This is a genomic window from Pseudomonadota bacterium, from assembly GCA_013285445.1.
Classification (GTDB): domain Bacteria; phylum Pseudomonadota; class Gammaproteobacteria; order Xanthomonadales; family Wenzhouxiangellaceae; genus Wenzhouxiangella.
Genome location: CP053448.1, coordinates 2,990,053 through 3,009,035, shown reverse-complemented (window position 1 = coordinate 3,009,035; position 18,983 = coordinate 2,990,053). Strand labels below are relative to the sequence as shown.

Here is an 18,983-nt window from a genome sequence, read left to right as displayed (position 1 = left end):
GAAGGAGTCGTTCACCTTTGTCATTGCCGCCGGCGTCTCCGATCACGCCGTTTGGGCGAGGTTGGCGTGCGCGTTGGCCGATGCCTGATCGAGACTCGGCCTGATGACCAGGCAATGCGGTATTTGATGCAGCGCCGTCAATGGGTAAGATGACGGTTTCTGGACGAGCGTGACAGGTGCCTGCAGCATGCAATCGGACGACGGGCCTGGGCCCGAAGACAAGACGGTCGTCGAGGGCGCCGGGCGCATCGGCGAAAAGGTCAATGACGGGGCCGGGCAGATCGGCCCTTATCGGCTGATCCGGGAACTGGGGCGTGGCGGCATGGGCGAGGTCTATCTGGCCGAGCAGCTCGAGCCGGTACAGCGCAAGGTGGCGCTGAAGCTGATCGGCACCCGTCGCAGCGGCAGTGCCTTCGATGCCATGTTCGAAGTCGAGCGCCAGATGCTCGCACGCATGTACCACCCGGCGATTGCCCAGGTCTATGATGCCGGCACCGCCGAGGATGGACGCGCCTACTTCGCCATGGAGTGGGTGCGCGGCGAGCCGATCGTCGACCACGCCGATCACCATGCGCTCGATGAGCGTGAGCGACTGCAGCTGTTCATTCGCGTCTGCCGGGGCATTCAGCATGCCCATCAGCAAGGCGTCATCCACCGCGACATCAAGCCCGACAACGTGCTCGTCGATCGCGTCGACGGCGTTGCCATGCCCAAGGTGATCGATTTCGGCATTGCCACCGGCATTGTCGAGCGCGATGGATCACGATATGCCGATAGCGCGTCGAGCGGGCGCGCCGGAACACGCGGCTACATGAGCCCGGAGATGGTCGCCGGACCGGCCACGGCCGTCGACACGCGCACCGACGTCTACTCGCTGGGCGTGTTGTTGTTCGAGCTGTTGACCAGCCGGCGACCGCCGCCGGCCGACGACAGCGAGGCACTGACCGAGATGCGCGAGATCCTGATGGGGTCGGCTCGCACGGTCAGGGCCGCGGCCAGCGGGACCGAACGGTGGACGCCGAGGGATCTGTCCGGCCTCGGCCGTGAACTGCGCTGGATTCTGGCGCGGGCGCTGGCCCCGGAGCGCGAAGCGCGCTACGACTCGGCTGCCGCACTGGCCGAAGACCTGCGCCGCTACCTCGACGGCGGTGTGGTGGAGGCGGTTCCGGCCACCCCTGCCTACCGCTGGCGCAAGTTCCTGCAGCGCAATCGTCTGGTTGTCGGCGTCGCCGCGGTTGTGACGGTCGCCGTGGTTTCGGGCCTGGTCGTGGCCGTGTACGGGCTGCTGCAGGCGCGGGCCCAGGCTGAGCGGGCGGAGCAGATTGCGCTGTTCAGCACCAACATGCTCGACTCGATCGACCCGCGCATTGCCGACGGGGCCGATACCCCGGTGCTTGACCGCGTGCTCAGCGACGCCGCCGAGCGTGTGGGTGTCGAACTGGCCGGCCAGCCGTCGATTCGCGCCGAGATTGAGTTGACGATTGGTCGGGCCTACTGGGCGCTGGGGCGACTCGAGCCGGCCCGAAGGCATCTGGAAACGGTCATCAAGCTGTTTGAAGGACGGCGACCCGAGCCGGCCTATCTCGATGCCGGCGCGTTGCTGGTTCAGATTGATGCCGAGCTGGCCCGCCTGGATGAGGCGATGGCGCGCGCAGACCACCTGCTGGCGCTGGCCGAGTCCGATTTTGCCCGGGATCAGGCCCGCCGGATGCGCCTGTTGCTGGCCAAGTCGGCGGTGCACTTTCATGCCGCTGAATACGATCGCGTCATTGCCCTGGGCCAACAGGTGGTCGAACAGATCGGCCCGGAGGCCGATGAGCGGCTCATCGGCACGCGGATCGACGCATTGCGCCGGGTCGGGCAGGCCTACTCGGAGTTGCATCAGCTCGATCAGGCCGCCGACTGGCTGGGCCGTGCGGTCAGCCAGGCCCGCCAGTGGGACCACCCGGTCAGCAGGGGATTGCTGGTCGGCCTGCTCAACGACCGCAGTGTCGTGCTGCTGCGCCAGCAGCGCTACGCTGAAGCCGAGCCGCTGCTGCGCGAGGGGGCGCGGGAAGGCGAGCGCCTGTACGGGTCGGACCACCCCGACGTCATCACCATCTTCGGCAACCTGGGCGGTTCCATCCGCCAGCAGGGTGGTCAGGACAACGTGCTGGAATCGCTGCCCTTCTACGAGAAATCGCGGGACCTGGCGCTCGAACGCTACGGCCCGCAGCATCCCCGTTCCGTTGCGTCCACCTACAACCTGGGCAACGTCTACCGCGACCTGGGGCGCATCGATGACGCCCTGGCGGCGCACCGTGAAGCGTTCGCGCGACGCGACGCCTTCGCCGAAAGCCATCTGTTCCAGGGCCTGGTCTATCTCGGGCTGGGACAAAGCGAACTGGCGACCGGAAACCTGTCCGAAGCCCGGGACTTATTGCTGATCGCCATCGATCGCCTGGAGACGCTGGTCGGACCCCGTTTTCATCGCCGGATCGAGGCAATGGAAGCGCTGGCCGAGACGCTGGATGCCATGCAGCGGCCCGATGAGGCCGAGCAGTGGAGGCGGCAGGCCGAAGCGCTCACGGCACAGGGCGATGCCACATGAGCAGCGAGGCGATTGTGCTGCTGTCCGGCGGGCTGGACTCTGCGACGGTGCTTGCACAGGCCCTGGCCAGCGGAGCCCGGGCACATACGCTCGCGGTTGATTACGGTCAGCGACACCGCGCCGAGCTGGTGGCGGCCGAGCGGATCAGTCGGGTACTCGGCGCCGTCTCGCACCGGGTGGTGGCGGTCGATCTGCGCGCCATTGGCGGGTCGGCATTGACCGACGACATCGAGGTTCCCAAAGCCGGTGGTGGTGGCATACCGGTCACCTATGTGCCGGCACGCAACACGCTGCTGCTGTCACTGGCGCTGGGTTATGCAGAGGTTTTGGGCGCGGCCGATCTATACGTCGGCGTCAATGCCGTCGATTATTCCGGCTACCCCGACTGCCGGCCGCAGTTCATCGCCGCCTTCGAGGCGCTTGCGCAGGTCGCTACGCGCGCCGCGGTCGAGGGTGAACGCTTGCGCATTCACGCACCCCTGATCGACCTGTCCAAGGCCGACATCATTCGCCGCGGCCTGGCGCTGGGTGTCGATTACTCGCTGACGGTCTCGTGCTACCGCGCCGATGCCGGGGGCCTGGCCTGCGGGGGCTGCGATTCATGTCGACTTCGCCGGGACGGCTTCGAGCAGGCCGGGGTGTCCGACCCGACCCGCTACCTCCAGCGAAAGCCGCAACCTCCGGGTTGAGTCGATTGCGGCCCGGCGCGGCGGGCGCGTCCGGGCTCTGAAAGCCGTTTTCTTTGCGGATGGATCAGGTATGGTAGAGCCATGAACGATCCCGTTTTCTGCTGAACCGGTAAGCGACATGGATGGCGGTCTGACACTCAGCGGCGACATGATCCTGGTCCTCATGTTGCTGGGACTGACGGTTGCGCTGTTCGTGCTCGAGGTCGTCCGTATCGACGTTGCGGCAATCAGCGTCATGGTGCTTGTCGGCCTGCTCGGCCTGGTGCCCGGCGAACAGCTCTTTTCGGGCTTTGCCTCGAATGCAGTCATCGCCATCATCGCGGTGATGATCCTCGGCGCCGGTCTGGATCGAACCGGGGTCATGAACGTGGTCTCCTCGTTTATTGTGCGCGCTGGCGGGCCGTCGGAGACGCGCATCTCCACCATGATCTCGGCAACCGTGGGACTGACTTCGAGCTTCATGCAGAATGTCGGCGCAACCGCGCTGTTTCTGCCGGTGGTCAGCCGGATCTCGGCGCGACTGGATCTGCCGATGCCGCGACTGCTCATGCCGATGGGGTTCTGTGCAATCGTTGGCGGCACCATGACAATGGTCGGATCCTCGCCGCTGATTCTGCTCAATGATCTGATCGAGACCTCGAACCGGTCGCTGCCGCCCGGGGCGGAGGCCATGCAGCCGTTCCACCTGTTCAGCGTCACGCCGGTTGGCCTGCCGCTGTTGCTGGTCACGCTGGGCTATTTTCTGGCTGTGCGCACGCTGCTGCTGCCAACGACCGAAACCAAGCGCCCCGCGTCTCCGGGTCGCACCAAGACCTATTTCGCCGACGTCTACGGCATCCACGGGGACGTCTACGAGATGCTGGTCACCGTCGATTCACCGCTGGTCGGAATGCGCATCGCCGAGGCCGAGCAGCTGCCAGATGCCCCGCTGATGCTGGCCATCCAGAACACCGACAACCCGCGGTTGGCGCCGCCGGCCGACGAGATGATCTGGGTCGGTACGGTGCTTGGCGTCATGGGTACCCGGGAGCAGGTCGGCGAGTTCGCGTTGGCCAACAACCTGCGTCTGCAGCCGCGCCTGCGCACCTTCGGCAACCTGTTCAATCCGACGCGGGCCGGTATTTCCGAAGTGGTCATTCCGCCCGGCTCAAAACTGATCGGACAGACGATCGGAGAGGCCCGGCTGCGCTCGCGCTTCGGCATCTCGGTGCTGGCCATCAACCGCCGCGGTGAGATCATTACGGAGAACCTGCGTGAACAGACGCTGCAGGTGGGTGACTGCCTGGTCAGTCACTCGACCTGGCGCGATTTGGCCAACGTGGCGCGAGACAAGGACTTCATCGTCGCCACTGACATTCCCAAAGAGGAGCAGCGGCCTCAGAAGGTTGTGCACGCGATCGCGTTTTTCGGCCTCAGCCTGTTTCTGATCCTGTTTACCGATTTTCAGCTCTCGGTGGCGCTGCTCGCCGGCGCAATCGGGATGGTGCTGACCGGCGTATTGAGCATGGATGAAGCCTATCAGGCGGTCAGCTGGAAGACGGTGTTTCTGATGGCCGGACTGATTCCGCTGGGTGTTGCGATGGAAATCACCGGGACTGCGGCCTGGTTGGCACAGCAGGTGCTGGTGCTGATGGGTGATGTGCCTGCCCTGGTCGTGCAGCTGGTGCTGGCCGTGCTGGCCACGACCTTTACGCTGGTCATGTCCAACGTGGGGGCAACCGTTCTGCTGGTGCCGGTCGCGATCAATATTGCCCTGGCCACGGGCGGCAACCCGGCCGTCTACGCTCTGCTCGTGGCGCTGGCGACGTCCAATGCGTTCATTCTTCCGACCCACCCGGTCAATGCGCTGATCATGGGGCCCGGCGCGTACAAGGTAAAGGACTTCGTGCGCGTCGGCGGCATCATGAGCGTACTGTTTCTGGTGACCATGCTGGTCATGATCAACCTGATTTTCTAGCGCAGCACTGCAGGCCCGGAAACCGAGCGCTAATCGAGACGGTAGCGATTCAGGATGCGTTCGTATTCGCCGCTCTCGCGCAGGTCAGCCAGCGCCTGGTTGAAGCGTTCAACCGTTTCCGGACTGACCGATTCGCGGCTGAACATCATGTGCACCTCACCGGTGCGGATGTCGATCGGCAGCGGCTCAATACTCAGGCCCCAGTCGCGCCGTCGCTGGATGCTGGTGGTCACGAAGGGGTCCTCGATGAAGCCGTCGATGCGATAGTCCATCATATGGGTGAAGTTCAGATCGCCAACTGCCGCTTCGATGATCTGTCCCTGGTAGTCCGGTTCAATGAGCAAGCGGCTGATTTCCTCATTGTAGACATAGCCCTGGGTGATGCCCAGGCGAAATCCGCTGTCCAACAGTTCAACCAGCGTCATGTCCGACCAGCGTTCGAGCTCATCGGCACGCACGAACAGCTCGAAGCTCTCCTGTCGGTAAGGTTCCGAGAAGCGAGCATAGGCCGAGCGCTCGCTCGTCGGCGTTGCGCCCAGCAGCAGATCCAGCTCTCCGCCGCGCACGAGCTGCAGCAGGCTGGCCCAGCTCCCTTGCTGGAAGGCCAGTTCGCAGTCGGTTCGGGCAGCGGCTGCCTTGACCAGGTCGATATCCAGCCCCTCGACGTGACCGCTGCTGCCGATATGGTGATACGGTTCCCACGGATCCCAGCCAATCGTCAGGTGGCAGGTTTCCTCGCGCTGTGCATGCGGATCCTCAGCGGTTGCGGTCGGCTCGGCGGTTTCGGTGGCTGGCGCCGTCCCGGCGGTGGCTGAATCGGCCGAGTCGGGGCTTTCCGCCGGCTGGCAGCCTCCGAGAATGAACAGGATGATCAGTAAACTGAGCAATCGTTTCATGGCCTCGACTCCGCACACTGGAACCTGAATCCACTTTAACGGATACCGGTGCATCCGGCAAACCTGAGCGGCGGTGCGTGAGACGACCCGGTGGCATCAGGAAAACCTGCCCGGTTTCTTGCCGCTGACCCGGCGTGGGTTCGTCGCAGACGGGCTCAGGGTGGGGCTGATTCGGCCAGCAGGTAGATGCCCTCGTCGCGCTGCTGCAGCTTGACGCGACTCAGGCAGGCATTGCGGCAGGGGCCGGAGATGCAGCGTCCCTGATCCGGCTCGAATACCGCACCGTGATGAGCGCAGATGACCTGACCGGCGTCGTTGGTCAGAAAGCGGTCAGGCGCGAAGTTGAGCGGCCGCCCCTGATGCGGGCAGGCGTTGAGCCAGGCGCGCGGCTGCCCGTCGAACCGGGTGGCCAGCAGGTAACGGGGCGGCCTGCTGTCGCCGACAACCAGCTCGCGGTAATGACCCTCGCGCAGGTCTTCGCTTCGGCACAGGAACACTCGGGCGCTCACGAGGTCACACCTTGCATGCAGAATCCGTGGCAACCATTCTATCAGCCGCCCACCAGTCCGCTGGCGCGTTTCGGCCTGATTGTTCTCGGCATTGGTCTGCTCGCACTCAGTTTTATCCTTGGGCTGTTCTTTCTGGCCGTGGCGGTGGGCCTGGCGGTCATCGGTTTTGTCGTGCTGACCGTGCGGCGCTGGCTTGGCCGTTCGGACCAGCGCCGAAGTGACGATCACCTGGTCGACGTCGAGTATCGGGTCGTTCAGCGTCGACGCCGCGAGCGGGATTGAGGCTGCTGCAAAGTCCAGCTCGGCGAATCCCGGCTCAGGTGCGGCTGAATGCAAGCAGCACGATGAAGGCCAGCAGAACAGCCATCCAGATGGCCATCTGCCCCATCGGGCTTCGGCTCGAGAAGTAGCGGTAGGACTGCACCCGGATCTGGGTAATCGCCCGAGTGCCCGCCGAGAGACCCGCCCTGCGAGCGTGGACGCGCAGCTCGCTCAGCGTGCGGTCGACGGCGCCGGCAAGGCGCGGAAACAGGCGGCGGTAGAACCAGTCGACATCCAGCGTAATGGTCAGCGTCCGCCTCATCATCGGCAGCATCACGAAGAAGGCCAGGCCGGCAAACAGCAGCAGCTGGAGCTGGCTGAGCACGTGATCGGCCGTGTAGGGCTGGTAGTCGACCGTGTAGGGCAGCAGACGATAGAGCAGATCAGGAAAGACGCCCAGACCAATGCAGATGATCGAAAAGAAGATCATGGCCAGACGCATGTTCCAGGGCGCCTCCGGTGGCCTGAGCCCCGAATCCTTCTGGAAGAACACGAACCACGGGAACTTAATGCCGGCGTGCAGGAACACGCCCGCCGAGGCGGCAACCAGCAGGTACCACACCAGCGCCATGTGTTCGTAGGCTGCCCCGGAGGAGATCATCGACTTGGAGATGAACCCGGAGGTCCATGGGAAGGCCGAGATCGACAGGGCGCCGATCGTGCCGCAGAACGTGGTCAGTGGCATGGTGCGGAACAGGCCGCCCAGGTTCGAGCACTTGCGCACGCCGGTCTGATAGAGAACGGCACCGGCGCTCATGAACAACAGACCCTTGTAGATGATGTGGGCGAAGGCGTGCGCGGCCGCGCCGTTGAGCGCCAGCTCGGTGCCGATACCCACGCCGACGACCATGAAGCCGACCTGGTTGACGATCGAGTAGCTGAGGATGCGCCGCATGTCGTTTTCCAGCAGCGCCCAGATGATGCCGTAGAAGATCATGATCAGGCCCAGCCAGACCAGCAGTTCCGTGCCGGGGAACAGCAGGATCAGCGCCAGCACGGCGGTCTTGGTCGTGAAAGCCGAAAGGAAGACCCCGCCCATCGGGCTTGATTCGGGATAGGCGTCGGCCAGCCAGACGCTGATCGGCGGCGCGGCGGCGTTGATCAGCACGCCAACAAAGATCATCCAGGTATCGAAGCTGCCCAGGGTCAGCGCGCGGATTTCGGGCGAGCCGGTATGGATGATCAGTCCCTCGATGCCGATCTTGAGGATGATGCCGCCAACCAGGTGGATGATGGCGTAGCGGATGCCGGCGGCGCGGGCCGTCTCCGTCCCGCCGCACCAGATCACCACCGTCGAGAACAGCGCCATCAGCTCCCAGAACAGGAACATCACGATCAGGTCACCGGCGAAGCTCACGCCGACCGCGCCGGCGGCATACATCAGCGCGGCCGACAGCTCCCACCACTTCGACTGGCGGAAGGCAAACAGCGCGCCGCCGAAGCCCATCAGGGTGAACACCGTGGCGAACAGGCGCCTGAGGTTGCTGCCCTCGACGAACTGGACTTCGTAGCCGAGGAAGCTGACGGTCAACTGCACCCCGTCGGGCACCTGCCAGACCGCGTAGAGGGTGACCAGCGGCGTGGCCAGCGCGATCAGTGGGCGCAGCGCCGGACGTGCAACGCCAATCAGCAGCGCGCCGCCGATCATCAGAATGGCAGGCGGCAGCACGAACTCAAACATCTTCGCCACCCTCCTCGGCCTCGACCTCTTTGGTGAGCTGGCTGGGGGCCAGTTCGGTCGGCCGGAAGTAGTAGTCGTCCGGGCGCTTGAGTACGATGCCGAGCAGTTTGGCCAGCACGACCATGCCGACACAGGTGGCAAAGCCGTAGAGCGCGTAGAAACCGAACCAGCCGTCGACCTCGAAGTAGGCGTGGAAGTGGATGAAGAACTGGCCGGCGACAGTCAGCGCCAGGATACCGCCAAAAACCCACCACAACAGGCGGATGGTCTTCGGGCGAACCAGCCAGTGGTCGCTGTCGGGCGCTTGTCGGCGGTCGTGCTCGGGGTTCGGTGACTGGCTCATTTGCCGACCTCCAGAATGCGCGATTCGATGTCGACGATCGGACCGTTGAAGGCGAAGAAGGCGATGACCAGGGTGGCGGTAAAGACCAGCGCCGCGACCATGGGCCAGGGGGCTTCACCGTGGTCGGTTTTCGGTCTGACGTCTTCCTCGCGAAAGAAGGCGCGGAAGACGATCGGCAGGAAGTAGGCGGCGTTCAGGCCGGTCGAGAGCATCAGCACCACCAGCGTGAAGTAGTTGTCGACCTGGAAGGCGCCCGCGATGATGTACCACTTGGACACGAACCCCGCAGTCGGCGGCACACCGATCATCGACACCGCGCCGATGGTAAAGGCGACCATCGTCCAGGGCATGCGCCGACCGATGCCGCGGATTTCGTCAAGCCGGGTCTTCTTCGAGGCGACATAGATTGCCCCGGCGCAGAAGAACAGCGTGATCTTGCCGAAGGCGTGAGCCACAATATGAACCGCCGCGCCAATTTCGGCGAAGGGCGCGAGCACCAGCGCGGCAAGCACGATATAGCTGAGCTGACTGATGGTCGAGTAGGCCAGCATGCGCTTGAGCTCGACCTGCTTGAGCGCCACGACCGAGGCCGCGACCACGGTGAAGCCGGCCAGGTAGATCAGGTATTGCTCGAGCGGTACCGCCGCCAGAAAATCCAGTCCGAAGATGTAGATGACGACCTTGGTGATCGTGAACACGCCGGCCTTGACCACGGCCACCGCGTGGAGCAGGGCGGAGACCGGCGTGGGTGCGACCATCGCCGCCGGCAGCCACCGGTGCATGGGCATGACCGCCGCCTTGCCGATGCCGAGCACGAACAGGGTCAGCAGGATCGCCGCCTCGGTCGGTCCGAGTGCGCCGAACAGGATCCCGCCGGGCGTGAAATCCGTGGTGCCGGCGACCACCCAGGTCCAGATGATGGCCGGCAGCAGCAGCCCGATCGAGGTGAACAGCAGCACGCCGAGATAGGTGCGTCCGCCGGCGCGGGCGGCGTCATTCTGCTTGTGCGTGACCAGCGGCCAGGTGCTGATCGTCAGCACTTCGTAGAAGATGAACAGGGTCAGCAGATTGCCGGCCGTGGCGATGCCCATGGCGCCGCTGATGGCGATGGCGAAGAACACGTAGTAGGAGGTCTGCCGCGGCTCGTTGGCCCCACGCATGTAGCCGATCGAGTAGACCGAGGTGACGAACCACAGCAGGCTGGCCAGCAGGGTGAAGATCAGCCCCAGCGGCTCGAGGCGGAAGCTGATGGCCAGCCCCGGCAGGATCTCGATGACATGCAGGGCCACCTCATAGCGGTTGACGATCGGGCCGATCAGCTGCGTGGCCAGGCCGAACAGGGTCGCGGCGGTCACCAGCGTGGCCGCCTCGCGCACGTTGGGCCAGCGCTCCAGCAGGCCGATGGCGACAGCCCCGGCGCGCGGGGTGACAATCACGGCGGCGATCAGCATGGCCGGGCTCATGGCGAGATTCCCAGCAGCATCTCGGCGCCGCGCCGCGCGACGTCGGCGGTCAGGCGGGTGTCGATGCCGAAGTAGAAATTGGCCGCGACCAGAATCCACATCGGCAGCAGCAGGGCCGGGCGTGCTTCGCGTACCGGCTCACGGTCCTCGGGCGCCGGCCTGAGCCAGGCCGCCTCCGCGATCTTGCCGACGTAGATGACCGCCAGCAGCGAACCGGACAGGACCACCACCACGGCGAACCAGTTGCCCTGGGCCATGGCGGCCTCGATGAGCAGCCATTTGCTGATGAAGCCGACCGTCAGCGGCACGCCGATCAGGCTCAGGCCCGCCAGCACGAAGGCGAGCATGGTCAGCGGCATCTGTCGGCCCAGGCCGCGAAAGGCGCTGATGTGCGTCGATCCGACCTGGAAGATGACCGTGCAAACGCACATGAACAGTGCAGCCTTCATCAGCGCGTGGTTGAACATGTGCACCAGACCCGCGCTGATGCCGGCGACCGACACGAAGCTGATAGCCAAAGCCATGTAGCCGACCTGGGCGACGCTCGAGTAGGCCAGCAGGCGCTTGGTGTTGTCCTGCTCGATGGCCCAGAGCGAGGCAAACAGGATGCCGATGATCCCGAGCACGAAGAACACCTCGGAAAACGGCACCTGGCGCAGGAACTCGACGCCGAAGACCGTAAAGACCAGGCGCAGCAGGACATAGATCGCCACCTTGGTGGCCGTCGATGCCAGGAACACCGTCACGACCGACGGCGCATTGGCGTAGGCGCCGGGCAGCCAGCGGTGCAGCGGGAACAGGGCGAGTTTCAAGCCGATGCCGACAATGATGAAGGCGAAGGCGGCCTGCACCGCGCGACTGTCGGCCACGGCCGGCAGGCGTTCGGCCAGATCGACCATGTTGAGCGTGCCGGTCATGATGTAGATCAGGCCGATGCCGATCAGGTAGAAGGTCGCGCCGAGGGTGCCCATGACCAGATAGCGGAAGGCCGAAAGGGGTGCGGCCCGGCTGCGGCCCTGCGCGACCAGCACATAGGTCGACAAGGAGGAAATCTCGAGGAACACGAAGACGTTGAAGGCATCTCCGGTCAGCGTGATGCCCATCAGGCCCGAGAACGAAAGCAGGAACAGGGCATAAAACAGCCCCTGCCGCTGGGGCACCTCGCGATTGACGCTGACCCGGCCCCAGGGCAGGATAATCGCGCCCATCAGGGCAATCAGCAGGCCAATGAAGCCATTGACCGCGTCGACGCGGTATTCGATGCCGATCGGCGGTGGCCAGTTGCCGAAGAAGTAGCGCATGGGCTCCTGAACGGCCTCGGGCAGCACGAAGGCCATGATCACCGCAGAGGCGGTCACGCTGGCCGTGGCCAGCAGCCAGGGCAGCATGCGGCCCGGCAGCAATGCGCAGACCGGCGCGGCGATCAGCGGCAGGAGCACGCTGAACGGCATCCATTCAAGAATGCTCATTTGCCGGGCTCCCCGTCCTCTTCCTCGGTGAGCTGGTCGTCCTGGATGCTGCCGTAGTTCTCCCGAACGCGGACCGCCAGGGCCAGGCCGACGGCGGTGGTGGCTACCCCGACGACGATGGCGGTCAGAATGAGCACATGCGGCAGCGGGTTGGAATAGAGTTCAACGCCCTTTTCCAGCACCGGCGAGGATGCGCCGATGATCTTTCCGGCCGAAATGAACAGGATGAACACCGAGGTCTGGAAGATGTTCAGACCGATGATGATCTTGATCATGTTGCCGCGGGCAATGACGACGTAGAAGCCGGTCATCATCAGAAAGATCACGACCCAGTAGTTGAAGTGGCCCAGCCAGCCCATTAGTCGGTCTCCTCCTTGCCGGACTCTGCCACGACCCGCAAACGGTCGGCGAACAGCGTGTAGACCAGCATGACAACTGCGGCCACGGTCATGCCCACGCCCAGCTCGACCAGCACGATACCGGCCTGCTGCGCGCCCTGGGGTGAGCCCGGTATCAATGGCGAAAAATCCAGGAAGCGACCCCCCAGTACCACGCCGAGCAGACCGATCAGGGCGTACAGCATCACGCCGATGCTGGCCAGCACCTTCTGGGCGCCGGCCGGAATCACCGCCAGGGCCTCGTCCAGGCCGAACACCAGCGCGAACAGGATCCAGGCGGCGGCGAAGATCACGCCGGCCTGGAAGCCGCCGCCGGGTGAGTACTCGCCGTGGAACTGGATGTAGAGCGCGAACAGCATGATCAGCGGTATCAGGAACCGCGTGACCACGCGCAGGATGCCGTTGGTCTTCATTTGCCGTCTTCCCCTTCGATCGGTTCCTCGACCGGTTGCCGCCGGCGCCGGCGCGTGGCGCCCAGCAGCATCATCACGCCGATGCCGGCGGTGAAGATCACGTAGACCTCGCCAAGGGTGTCGATGGAGCGGTAGCTGGCCAGCACCGAGGCAACCACGTTGGGAATGCCGATGTCCTCGTAGGACTGCTCGAGATAGTAGGGCGCCACATGCTGGTGGACCGGGTTGTCGGCGGCGCCGAAGGGCGGCAGATCCCAGGTCGCGTAAACCAGCGTGGTCCCGGTGATCAACACGACCACCAGGGCGGTGAGGTTTCGCCCGCGTCCGCGGTCTTCGTGGCGCGGCGCCAGGGACAGGGCCACCAGCATCAGGATGGTGGAAATGCCGGCGCCGACGGCCGCCTCGGTCAGGGCGACGTCGCCGGCGTCGAGTACCGCGAACAGGGATGCCGAGACCAGCGAATAGATCGCAAACAGCATGACCGCGGCAAACAGATCACGCATGCGCAGCACGGCCACGGCCACGATGGCCAGAAAGGCCAGCAGGGTGAGATCGATCAGCTGTTCGATGACTGCTCTCCTTCCGGTTTCAGGCCGTCGGTCAGCGCCGCGCGCGCCAGCGCGTGCGAGGCGGTCGGCGAGGTGAACAGCAGAAACAGCAGGACCAGCGCCAGCTTGACCGACAGCAGCGAGAAACCCGCCTGCAGGATCAGTCCGACAATGATCATCAGCGCGCAGAGCGTATCGGTCATGCCCGCCGCGTGCAGCCTCGAATAGAAGTCGGGGAAGCGCAGCAGGCCCACGCCGCCGAGAATGCCGACCACGCCGCCGCCGAGCAGGAGGAACCAGCTGAGGACATCGACGACGATCACGGCTCCTCTCCTTCGCGGGCGATCTCCTCGGGGCTCTGCAGCCCGACGAGCTTGAGCACCGCGATGATCGCGATGAAATTGATCAGGGCGTAGACCAGGGCGATGTCGATGAACAGGTCATGGCCCATGACGAAGCTGATGAGTGCAACCAGCAGCACGGTCTTGGTGCCGAAGACGTTGACGGCCACGATGCGGTCCCAGACCGTGGGGCCCAGCAGGGCGCGAGCAAGCGCCAGGGCCATGGTCGCGAGTATGGTCAGGGCGGCCAGGGTGTAGATCACCTGGATTGGCCTTCCAGCCAGCAGACGCGGTCGCCCATTTCGCCCGACAGCACGCCGTTCGCGCTGGCCTGGGTCAGGGCGTGGACCACGATTTCATTGCCTTCCAGGCGCAGACTGACGGTGCCCGGCGTGAGCGTGATCGAGTTGGCGTAGGTCACCCGCGTGAGTTCACGCGACTGCCTGGCCGGCACCCGGATGACCCGCTGCCGGATGTGACCGCCCGGATTGAACACGGCCCGGGCGACGTCGATGTTGGACAGCACGATCTGCCAGACCAGCCAGGCCCAGTACACCGGCAGCCGCCAGGAAAACAGCCCGGGGTTGTGCTCGACGCCAATGACGTCCATTCGCCAGGACAGCCACGCCGCCAGAGCAATGGACACCGCGCCAAGCGCGAGAATGACGGGCTTGAACAGGCCCGACAATCCCAGCCAGAGTGCGGCCATGACCAGAGCCAGTGAGATCACGTAACGCATAAGACCGCGAATATTACCAAAACCTGGTCGATGGGGCCCGTATTCCCGTGCGTGTTGATGTGAACCGGACCGACGATTGGTGCACAATCCACGATGACGTGCTCATGGGACAAGACATGCATTCAGCTTCCGACCCGGTGCCGGTCAACCCGGCCGAGCTCTCCGAGCTGGCCGCCCTGATTCGTGGCGGCGCTTCGCTTCTGGTCATCGAGAGCCACGACGAGCCGCATGCGGTCAACCTGTTTCGCGAGCTGCGCAGCCTGATACAGCGTCCGCTGCTGGTCTGGACCGCCGCGAGCGGGCTTGAGCGCATTGGCCACCGGGAACCAATGGCTGCCTCGCTGCGGGATGCCGAGAAGGCGCTCGTTCACCTGCTGCGCCGCGAGGATCGCCCCATGGCGTTGCTGCTGGATTTTCATCCTTTCATGGATGATCCGCTGATCATTCGCTTGATGCGCGAGGCGGCGCGCGGCGGCGCTGAGGGCTGCGGCCCGACGCTGGTGCTGGTCAGCGCCGAACTGAGCCTGCCGACCGAGCTGTCGGCACTGGCGCGCCGGTTCGAGCTGTATCCGCCCGACCGGTCAACGCTCGTCGCCATGGTGCGTTCCGAGGCCGGGCGCTGGGGGCGTCAGCGCAGCGCTGGCCCGGCGGAAGTCGATGATCGGGCACAGGACATGCTGGTCAACAACCTGTCCGGGCTGACCATGAAGGACGCCCGGCGCCTGACGCGCAACGCCATCTTCGACGATGGGGTGCTCAATCGGAGCGATCTGGACGCGGTCATGCGGGCCAAGTTCGAGCTGCTCGACCCGGATGGCTGTCTGAACTTCGAGCTCGAAACCGCCCGTTTTGCAGATGTTGCCGGGATGCCCAACCTGAAGCGGTGGCTGGAGCTGCGTGCGGAGGTATTCGCCGCGCCTGAACCGCCTTCGGGACTGACGCCGCCGCGCGGCGTGTTGCTCATGGGGGTGCAGGGCTGTGGCAAGTCCCTGGCGGCCCGCGCCGCCGCCGGACTGTTCCGGGTGCCCCTGCTGCACCTGGACTTCGGTGCCCTGTTCGACCGCTATCATGGCCAGAGTGAACGCAATCTGCGTAATTCGCTCCGGGCAGCCGAGCTGATGGCGCCCTGCGTGATGTGGCTGGACGAAATCGAGAAAGGGCTGGCGACCTCGGACAGCGACGGCGGTACTTCAAGGCGGATGCTGGGCACGTTTTTGACCTGGCTGGCTGAGCATCGCTCGCGCGTTTTCGTGGCCGCCACGGCCAACGACATCAGCGCGCTGCCGCCCGAGCTGATGCGCAAGGGACGTTTTGACGAAATCTTTTTTGTCGATTTGCCGGACGCCGCCACGCGTCAGGACATTCTGGCCATTCACCTCAGGCGCCGTGAACTCAAGAGCGAGCTGTTTCCGCTCGATCGCCTGGCTGCTGCTACCCGGGGTTTTTCCGGCGCCGAGCTTGAGCACCTGATCGTCAGTGGGCTGTACGCCGCGCATGCCGACGATCAACCGCTGACCACCGACCATCTGCTGGCCGAAATCAGCCGCACGCGCCCGCTGTCAGTTGTCCGCTCCGAATCGATCGCCCAGCTGCGGCAGTGGGCGGCAGACAGGGCGGTCATGGCCTGAGCCGGCCTGGATCGAGGTTCACCAGCCAACCGTCGCGGCGGACTGACGCATCAGAGATAGGGCGAAAACAGCCAGCATGCGGCATCGCGCAGGCGTGTCGGGACGCTGCGGCCGTCGACTTCGGACAGGGTGACCTGGCGGCCGGCGCGTGCGGCCCGGTCGATGTAGTCATTCAGCAACCGGGCCAGCGCGCTGCCGTAGACTTCGATCTGCAGCTCGAAGTTCAGCCGCAGACTGCGCGGATCCCAGTTGGTCGATCCGATCAGGCTGTAATACTCATCGACCACGAACAGCTTGGCGTGATTAAACGGTGGGGGCTGGTAGTTGACGCGCACATTCCGAAAGAGCAGTTCCCAGAGCATGTTGCGAGTGGCCCAGTGCACGTAGGGGAGGTTGTTGACTGCAGGCAGCACGATCTGAACGTCGATATCGCGGATCGCGGCGGACTGCAGTGCACCGACCAGCTCGCGCGGCGGCAGAAAGTAGGGCGTCATGATGCGAATCGATCGCCGCGCGCTGGCGATCGCCGCGCTCAGCAGCATCGTCAGCCGGTCGAGATCCTCGTCCGGGCCGTCGGTCATGGTCCGGCAGCGCAGGAATCGAGTGTCTCCGGCATCTTGTGCATCGTGCTGGCGTTCTGCCTCGGCAGCCGCCTCTGGCACCGCTTCGGCCGCGTCTGGCTCGCCCGTGCAGAAGGTCCAGGCGCGCCGGAATTCCTGGCCGAGCTGTGCAACAACCGGACCTGACAGACAAAAGTGCATGTCGGCAGTGGGTCGGCGGTTGTCGGGATCCTCGATGTTGTGGCGGTCGCCGATATTCATGCCGCCGGTAAACCCAAGCCGGTCGTCAACGACCAGAATCTTCTGGTGATTGCGCAGGTTGATCGAAAGGGATGGCGGCAGCAGTCCGGGCGGCAGAAACCGCGCGGTGCGCACGCCGTCGCGCGCCAGGCGCCGGCTGGCGCGCGGCAGCGCATACCATTCGCCGACACCATCGGTGATCACGCGCACGTCGACGCCCCGACGGGCGGCGGCGGCCAGTGCCTGACCGAATCTGCGTCCAGTCGTGTCGTTGTCGAACAGGTAGGTCGTCAGCCAGACCCGCCGGCGGGCCGACTCGATGGCCTCGAGCATTGCAGGATAGGCCTGTTCGCCATTGAACAGGGGTTCAACCGTGTTGCCGCCGACCAGCGCATGGCGGCTGAGTGCCCGGCCGCTGACGGCCAGACCGTGATAGGGCACGGGCAGGTCCGCCGGCAGCGGGGGCTGGACAGCATCACCGCACTCCCGGGCAACCAGGCCGGGCATGGGCGAGCGCTGGGCGCGGCTGCGCGTTCGGTTGAGGCCGAAAAACAAATACACCACCGGACCGGCCAGGGGGAAAAGCACGCAAACCGCGATCCAGCCGAACGCACCGCGTGGTTCGCGCTTGAACAGCAGCGCGTGAACCGCGGTGGCCGGTGCCAGCACGGCATGAAACAGCAGCACGACAAGGGATTCGTAGCTCAACGATTATCCACGGGCCATGGTCCGCCGCCAGTGTTCAGGGTTTGCGCCGCGAATGCAACTGCCGGGGCAGCCGTGCTGTCTTGTCGAGGCGGGATGCAACGGGATGCGGATTGCGCTAGAATAGTATCTTTCTATCCCGATCAAGAGATAAGTATTCGCATGAGCGCCTATCTGTTTACTTCCGAATCCGTTTCCGAGGGTCACCCGGACAAGCTGGCCGACCAGATTTCCGACGCTGTTCTCGACGCCATCCTGGCGCAGGATCCGCATGCGCGCGTGGCCTGCGAGACCTTTCTCAAAACCGGTGCGGTGGTAGTCGGAGGCGAAATCTCAACGACTGCCTGGGTCGATCTCGAAGATCTGATCCGCCAGGTCGTCGTGGATGTTGGCTACGACTCCTCGTCGGTGGGTTTTGACGGCCGAACCTGCTCGGTGATCAACATGATCGGCAAGCAATCGCCCGATATCGCCCAGGGCGTCGACCGCGAGATTCCCGAAGACCAGGGTGCCGGCGATCAGGGGCTGATGTTCGGCTATGCCGCCAACGAAACGCCCGAGCTGATGCCGGCGCCGATTTTCTACGCGCACCGGCTGGTCGAACAGCAGACGCGGCTGCGCAAGCACAAGGACAACCCGCTGCCCTGGCTGAGGCCAGACGCCAAGAGCCAGGTCACGCTGCGCTACGAGGACGGCAAGCCGATTGCCATCGATGCAGTGGTGCTGTCGACCCAGCACGATGACGGCGTTGAGCTCGACGAGATTCGCGAGGGCGTTCGCAAGCACATCATCGAGCCGGTGCTGCCGGCAGAGTGGCTGCACGACAAGACCCGATTTCACATCAACCCGACCGGCAAGTTCGTCATTGGCGGCCCGGTGGGGGATGCCGGCCTGACCGGACGAAAGATCATCGTCGATACCTACGGCGGGATGGCCCGCCACGGTGGTGGCGCGTTTTCCGGCAAGGACCCGTCGAAGGTGGATCGGTCGGCGACCTATGCGGCCCGCTACGTGGCCAAAAACGTGGTCGCCGCCGGTCTGGCCGACAAGTGCGAACTACAGGTCAGTTACGCCATCGGGGTTGCCGAGCCCACATCGATTTCGGTGACCACCTTCGGCACCAACAAGATCGCCGAAGAGAAAATCGAGGCGCTCGTTCGCGAGCACTTCGATCTTCGTCCCTACGGCATTCTCAACGCGCTTGACCTGCTCCACCCGATGTATCAGGCGACCGCGACCCACGGTCATTTCGGCCGCCATCCCGAGGAAACGTCGGCCCGGGTGCGCCGCGACGGCAAGGAGGTGACCGATTATTTCACCACCTTCAGCTGGGAGAAGACCGACAAGGCCGAGGAACTGAAAAAGGCGGCCGGAATCTAGGGACGAGTGCCCGCGCTTCGGGCAATGACCCGGACTCATACGAAACCTGCGGTTTCGAAATCCCCCGCGTCATCACCCGAAGCGCTGCGAGGACATCGTGGGTCGGGGTCATA

18 protein-coding genes and 1 pseudogene are annotated in these 18,983 nt (G+C 64.7%); 6 read left to right on the top strand and 13 right to left on the bottom strand.

Annotated elements, in window-relative coordinates:
* Positions 1 to 187 precede the first annotated feature (187 nt).
* The 3 genes from HND55_13430 (at position 188) to HND55_13420 (ending at position 5,236) form a co-directional block, all read left to right on the top strand.
* On the top strand, positions 188 to 2,590 hold the full coding sequence (locus HND55_13430) for a tetratricopeptide repeat protein (protein QKK03573.1): 2,403 nt from the start codon (positions 188 to 190) through the stop codon (positions 2,588 to 2,590).
* The gene (gene queC, locus HND55_13425) at positions 2,587 to 3,279 is read left to right on the top strand and encodes a 7-cyano-7-deazaguanine synthase QueC (protein QKK03572.1); all 693 of its coding nucleotides are present in this window, start codon (positions 2,587 to 2,589) and stop codon (positions 3,277 to 3,279) included. Before HND55_13430 ends, queC begins: the two co-directional genes overlap by 4 nt.
* Positions 3,280 to 3,427: 148 nt before the next feature.
* Positions 3,428 to 5,236, top strand: a complete 1,809-nt coding sequence (locus HND55_13420; GenBank protein ID QKK04113.1) for an SLC13 family permease — start codon at positions 3,428 to 3,430, stop codon at positions 5,234 to 5,236.
* A 29-nt stretch (positions 5,237 to 5,265) separates the two neighbouring features.
* On the opposite strand, the gene HND55_13415 is transcribed toward HND55_13420, so the two are convergent.
* On the bottom strand, positions 5,266 to 6,132 hold the full coding sequence (locus HND55_13415; GenBank protein ID QKK03571.1) for an amino acid ABC transporter substrate-binding protein: 867 nt from the start codon (positions 6,130 to 6,132) through the stop codon (positions 5,266 to 5,268).
* A 155-nt stretch (positions 6,133 to 6,287) separates the two neighbouring features.
* Complete coding sequence (locus tag HND55_13410; protein ID QKK03570.1) at positions 6,288 to 6,641, bottom strand: Rieske (2Fe-2S) protein; 354 nt, start codon at positions 6,639 to 6,641, stop codon at positions 6,288 to 6,290.
* 15 nt (positions 6,642 to 6,656) lie between these two features.
* Between HND55_13410 and HND55_13405 the strand changes: the two genes are divergently transcribed.
* Positions 6,657 to 6,923, top strand: coding sequence for a hypothetical protein (locus tag HND55_13405; protein QKK03569.1), 267 nt, complete (start codon positions 6,657 to 6,659; stop codon positions 6,921 to 6,923).
* 34 nt (positions 6,924 to 6,957) lie between these two features.
* Here the strand turns inward: HND55_13405 and HND55_13400 are convergent, their stop codons facing one another.
* The 10 genes and pseudogenes from HND55_13400 to HND55_13355 all read right to left on the bottom strand — a co-directional run bounded on the left by HND55_13400 (position 6,958) and on the right by HND55_13355 (position 14,357).
* The gene (locus HND55_13400) at positions 6,958 to 8,643 is read right to left on the bottom strand and encodes a Na(+)/H(+) antiporter subunit D (protein QKK03568.1); all 1,686 of its coding nucleotides are present in this window, start codon (positions 8,641 to 8,643) and stop codon (positions 6,958 to 6,960) included.
* A 61-nt stretch (positions 8,644 to 8,704) separates the two neighbouring features.
* Positions 8,705 to 8,926: pseudogene (locus HND55_13395) on the bottom strand (hypothetical protein).
* A gap of 56 nt (positions 8,927 to 8,982) precedes the next feature.
* Positions 8,983 to 10,449 carry a monovalent cation/H+ antiporter subunit D family protein gene (locus HND55_13390; GenBank protein QKK03567.1) on the bottom strand — a complete coding sequence of 489 codons (1,467 nt, stop codon included), beginning with the start codon at positions 10,447 to 10,449 and terminating at the stop codon, positions 8,983 to 8,985.
* Entirely contained in the window at positions 10,446 to 11,918 is a 1,473-nt protein-coding gene (locus HND55_13385) for a monovalent cation/H+ antiporter subunit D family protein (GenBank protein ID QKK03566.1), read from the bottom strand. The genes HND55_13390 and HND55_13385 overlap by 4 nt, the downstream gene beginning before the upstream one ends.
* Positions 11,915 to 12,277 carry a cation:proton antiporter subunit C gene (locus HND55_13380; GenBank protein ID QKK03565.1) on the bottom strand — a complete coding sequence of 121 codons (363 nt, stop codon included), beginning with the start codon at positions 12,275 to 12,277 and terminating at the stop codon, positions 11,915 to 11,917. Before HND55_13380 ends, HND55_13385 begins: the two co-directional genes overlap by 4 nt.
* Positions 12,277 to 12,729, bottom strand: coding sequence for a Na(+)/H(+) antiporter subunit B (locus tag HND55_13375; protein QKK03564.1), 453 nt, complete (start codon positions 12,727 to 12,729; stop codon positions 12,277 to 12,279). Before HND55_13375 ends, HND55_13380 begins: the two co-directional genes overlap by 1 nt.
* Entirely contained in the window at positions 12,726 to 13,298 is a 573-nt protein-coding gene (locus HND55_13370) for a DUF4040 domain-containing protein (GenBank protein ID QKK04112.1), read from the bottom strand. Before HND55_13370 ends, HND55_13375 begins: the two co-directional genes overlap by 4 nt.
* Entirely contained in the window at positions 13,286 to 13,597 is a 312-nt protein-coding gene (locus HND55_13365; GenBank protein QKK04111.1) for a sodium:proton antiporter, read from the bottom strand. Before HND55_13365 ends, HND55_13370 begins: the two co-directional genes overlap by 13 nt.
* On the bottom strand, positions 13,597 to 13,878 hold the full coding sequence (locus HND55_13360; GenBank protein ID QKK04110.1) for a pH regulation protein F: 282 nt from the start codon (positions 13,876 to 13,878) through the stop codon (positions 13,597 to 13,599). Before HND55_13360 ends, HND55_13365 begins: the two co-directional genes overlap by 1 nt.
* A complete protein-coding gene (locus HND55_13355; protein QKK03563.1) occupies positions 13,878 to 14,357 on the bottom strand; it encodes a Na+/H+ antiporter subunit E in 480 nt (159 codons plus the stop codon). Before HND55_13355 ends, HND55_13360 begins: the two co-directional genes overlap by 1 nt.
* Before the next feature lie 116 nt (positions 14,358 to 14,473).
* Between HND55_13355 and HND55_13350 the strand changes: the two genes are divergently transcribed.
* The gene (locus HND55_13350) at positions 14,474 to 15,985 is read left to right on the top strand and encodes an AAA family ATPase (protein ID QKK03562.1); all 1,512 of its coding nucleotides are present in this window, start codon (positions 14,474 to 14,476) and stop codon (positions 15,983 to 15,985) included.
* Positions 15,986 to 16,035: 50 nt separating this feature from the next.
* Here HND55_13350 and HND55_13345 read toward each other — a convergent pair whose 3' ends face one another.
* Entirely contained in the window at positions 16,036 to 17,493 is a 1,458-nt protein-coding gene (locus HND55_13345; GenBank protein QKK03561.1) for a cardiolipin synthase, read from the bottom strand.
* 159 nt (positions 17,494 to 17,652) lie between these two features.
* Between HND55_13345 and HND55_13340 the strand changes: the two genes are divergently transcribed.
* Entirely contained in the window at positions 17,653 to 18,870 is a 1,218-nt protein-coding gene (locus HND55_13340; GenBank protein QKK03560.1) for a methionine adenosyltransferase, read from the top strand.
* Positions 18,871 to 18,983: the final 113 nt, after the last annotated feature.